This window comes from Micromonospora sp. NPDC052213, assembly GCF_040679695.1.
In the GTDB taxonomy this organism is placed as follows: Bacteria; Actinomycetota; Actinomycetes; order Mycobacteriales; family Micromonosporaceae; genus Micromonospora.
In genome coordinates this window covers 1-2,014 of sequence record NZ_JBFAVI010000292.1, presented here as the reverse complement: position 1 = coordinate 2,014, position 2,014 = coordinate 1, and the positions used below count along the sequence as shown (strand labels likewise).

Annotated in this window: 1 protein-coding gene; it reads right to left on the bottom strand. The window is 64.8% G+C overall.

From position 1 onward, the window contains the following. Positions 1–2,014, bottom strand: a 2,014-nt coding sequence (locus AB0L34_RS33055) for an ATP-dependent Clp protease ATP-binding subunit (RefSeq protein ID WP_363709520.1), incomplete at both ends; no start/stop codon positions are given.

The following is a 2,014-nucleotide window of genomic DNA, read 5'->3' as shown; positions in this document are numbered from 1 at the left end:
GTCGCGCGCCCAGGACCGGGTCGAAGCCCTTCTTCGCCAGGTACTTCTTGGCGTTGTCGGTCAGCTCCAGACCCATGTCCTTGTTCCGCAGCTGCGTCTCGATCCGGGCGATCATGATGTCCACGATCGACAGGATCTCGTTCTCCCGCAGCTGGTGGAACACGATCGTGTCATCGATCCGGTTCAGGAACTCCGGCCGGAAGTGCTGCTTCAGCTCGTCGTTGACCTTCTGCTTCATCCGGTCGTAGTTCGACTCCGAGTCCTCCGACGCCTGGAAGCCCAGCGACACCGCCTTCGCCACGTCCCGGGTACCCAGGTTCGTCGTCAGGATGATGACCGTGTTCTTGAAGTCCACGATCCGACCCTGACCATCGGTGAGCCGACCGTCCTCCAGGATCTGCAGCAGCGTGTTGAACACGTCCGGGTGGGCCTTCTCGATCTCGTCGAACAGCACCACCGAGAACGGCCGACGACGCACCTTCTCCGTCAGCTGACCACCCTCGTCGTAACCGACGTAACCGGGAGGCGCACCCACCAGCCGCGACACCGTGTACCGGTCGTGGAACTCCGACATGTCCAGCTGGATCAGCGCATCCTCGGAACCGAACAGGAACTCCGCCAGGGCCTTCGACAGCTCGGTCTTACCCACACCCGACGGGCCGGCGAAGATGAACGACCCCGACGGACGCTTCGGGTCCTTCAGACCCGCCCGGGTACGCCGGATCGCCTTCGAGACCGCCTTGACCGCGTCCTCCTGCCCGATGACGCGCTTGTGCAGCTCGTCCTCCATACGCAGCAGACGCGAGGTCTCCTCCTCGGTCAACTTGTACACCGGGATACCGGTCCAGTTACCGAGCACCTCAGCGATCTGCTCGTCATCAACCTCACTGACGACGTCCAGGTCGCCGGCCTTCCACTCCTTCTCCCGCTGCGCCTTCTGCCCGAGCAGCTGCTTCTCCTTGTCCCGCAACTGCGCCGCCCGCTCGAAGTCCTGCGCGTCGATCGCGGACTCCTTGTCCCGACGCACCTGCGCGATCCGCTCGTCGAAGTCCCGCAGGTCCGGCGGCGCGGTCATCCGACGGATCCGCATCCGCGCACCGGCCTCATCGATCAGGTCGATCGCCTTGTCCGGCAGAAACCGATCCGAGATGTACCGGTCGGCCAGCGTCGCCGCCGCCACCAGCGCGGCATCGGTGATGCTCACCCGGTGGTGTGCCTCGTAACGGTCCCGCAGGCCCTTGAGAATCTCGATGGTGTGCGCCAACGACGGCTCACCCACCTGGATCGGCTGGAAACGACGCTCCAACGCGGCGTCCTTCTCCAGATGCTTGCGGTACTCATCCAGCGTCGTCGCACCGATGGTCTGCAACTCACCACGCGCCAGCATCGGCTTCAGGATGCTCGCCGCGTCGATCGCGCCCTCGGCGGCGCCGGCACCGACGAGGGTGTGGATCTCGTCGATGAACAGGATGATGTCACCCCGGGTGCGGATCTCCTTGAGCACCTTCTTCAGGCGCTCCTCGAAATCACCCCGGTAACGGGAACCAGCAACCAGCGCACCCAGGTCGAGGGTGTAGAGCTGCTTGTCCTTCAGCGTCTCCGGCACCTCACCCTTGATGATCTTCTGGGACAGGCCCTCCACCACAGCCGTCTTACCGACACCCGGCTCACCGATCAGGACCGGGTTGTTCTTCGTCCGGCGGGACAACACCTGCATGACCCGCTCGATTTCCTTCTCCCGCCCGATCACCGGGTCGAGCTTGCCCTCACGGGCAGCCTGCGTCAGGTTCCGACCGAACTGGTCCAACACGAGACTCGTCGACGGCGCGGCCTCACCCGTCGCGGCGCCCGCCGCGGCCGGCTCCTTGCCCTGGTAACCCGACAGCAACTGGATCACCTGCTGACGGACCCGGTTCAGGTCCGCACCCAGCTTCACCAACACCTGAGCGGCCACGCCCTCACCCTCACGGATCAGACCCAGCAGGATGTGCTCCGTGCCGATGTAGTTGTGCCC